The following is a 1,830-nucleotide window of genomic DNA, read 5'->3' as shown; positions in this document are numbered from 1 at the left end:
TTGACCATCCGCCAGCCGCCGAAGGGCATGATCGCGCGCTTCAGCGGCCGGTCCGTCTGCAGGCCGACGACGACCTCGTTCTCGCGGTCGATGTAGCCGGGACCGTGGGCGGTGATGGAGGAGACGGTCTCGGTGTCGGCGTCGAGCACGCCGCCTTTGGCCGCGCGCTCCTTCTTCAGCAGCTCGGACACCTTCGCCCACAGGACCTTCGTCCGCCCGGTGGCGTGGCCGAGAAAGGCCGCGTCGCCCGCGTAGGGGGTGACGTTGCGGACGATGAAGTCGCGTACGTTCACCTCGTGCCGCCACGGCCCCGGCGCGAAGCCGCGCCACGGCAGTGGCACGGCATCCTCGGCCGGCCGATCGACGAGCTGCTCTCTCAACAGGGTGTCCATGATGTCTCCCCTCGGGAAATGCCGGACCGCAGCCGGGCTGGCCGTCGACCGACGGCGCGGATCGCCGCGCACGCCCCCCCGCGAACGGCGGGCGGAGGCCGTGTCGGCCGATCGATCGGGTGGTCTGCGAAGCGGTCGGTCCGATTGACTCTGTAGGTAAACTACATATCTCCGACCGCCGCGCCGGGCAAGTCCAAACCCCTGCCGATGCCTTGATTTTCCGCCGTTTTCCTGCGGCACAACGACGCGGATCAAAGACTTTGGCGGACGATTGAATCCGGGTCTTGACCGTCAGTGAACGTGACGATGTAGTTTTATGACATGTAGGTTCCTGTCATGGACATGTAAAAATCATGCTATGCTGATGGACGGCTCGGACACGGAATGGTGACAGTCATGCTGGGCAGAATCAGAGCGGTGCGCGACCAGATCCGGCCGTCGGAGCGCAAGCTGGCCGACCATGTCCTGGCCAATCCGGGCGAGGCCATCACCCTGTCGATGGCGGAGATGGCGCAGCGTGCCGGGGTCAGCGAGCCCACCATCGCGCGTTTCTGCTCAGCCCTGGGGTGCAGCGGATTCCGCGAGTTCAAGATCAAGCTGGCGCAGGACATCGCCGGCGGCATGCCGTTCATCGACCAGGACGTCCGGCCGGGCGACCTCGGGGCGGGGGTCGCCGGCAAGGTGTTCGACCGGACCATCGCCACGCTGATGCAGGTGCGCAACAACCTGTCCGCCGACACCGTGGACCGCGCCGCCGACCTGCTGGCCGGGGCCCGGCGCATCGAGTTCTACGGGTCCGGCAATTCCGGCACCATCGCCGAGGACATCCAGCGCCGCTTCTTCCGCCTCGGCACCCCCACCGTGGCGTACAGCGATTCCCACGTCTATTTCGTGTCGGCCCTGTCGCTGGGGCCGGGCGACGCGGTGGTGGTGGTGTCCAGCTCCGGCCGCACCCGCGACATCCTCGACACGGTGCAGAACGCGCTGTCCGTCGGCGCCCGGGTGGTGGCGATCACCCGCGCCGACTCGCCGCTGGCGCGCCTCGCCACGGTCAGCCTGCTGGCGGACGTCGTCGAGGAGTTCGACGTCTATTCGCCGCTGACCTCGCGCATCAGCCACCTCGTGCTGGGCGACATCCTCGCCATCGCCGTGGCGCTGCGCAAGGGCGACGCCCTGCGCGACCGGCTGACGCGGGCCGGGCAGATGGTCCGCGCCGACCTCAGCGCGGACTGACGGCGGCGGAATTCGGCGGGCGGACCGGACGACGGCAGGCCGGGCCGCCGCGGTCGGCGGCGGCCCGGCCCTCGGGGCGGTCCGGTCTCGGGTTGGCCCGGTCTCGGGTCGGACGGTCAGCGGGCTTCGGCCATGGCGACGGCGGTGTCGCTCATGCGGCAGGAGAAGCCCCATTCGTTGTCGTACCAGCTCATGACGCGCACGA

The 1,830-nt window shown here is 69.0% G+C and carries 2 protein-coding genes; one reads left to right on the top strand and one right to left on the bottom strand.

What is annotated here, in order from left to right:
* Positions 1-392 (bottom strand): pyruvate formate lyase family protein (locus ACSBPG_RS31855; protein ID WP_435541277.1); only part of this gene is annotated, 392 nt, incomplete at its 3' end.
* A gap of 396 nt (positions 393-788) precedes the next feature.
* On the opposite strand from ACSBPG_RS31855, the gene ACSBPG_RS31850 reads away from it, so the two are divergent.
* Positions 789-1,625, top strand: coding sequence for a MurR/RpiR family transcriptional regulator (locus tag ACSBPG_RS31850; RefSeq protein WP_435541276.1), 837 nt, complete (start codon positions 789-791; stop codon positions 1,623-1,625).
* Positions 1,626-1,830: the final 205 nt, after the last annotated feature.

It is taken from the genome of Azospirillum sp. ST 5-10 (assembly GCF_051225715.1).
Classification (GTDB): Bacteria; Pseudomonadota; Alphaproteobacteria; order Azospirillales; family Azospirillaceae; genus Azospirillum.
This window is presented reverse-complemented; position numbering and strand designations above follow the sequence as displayed.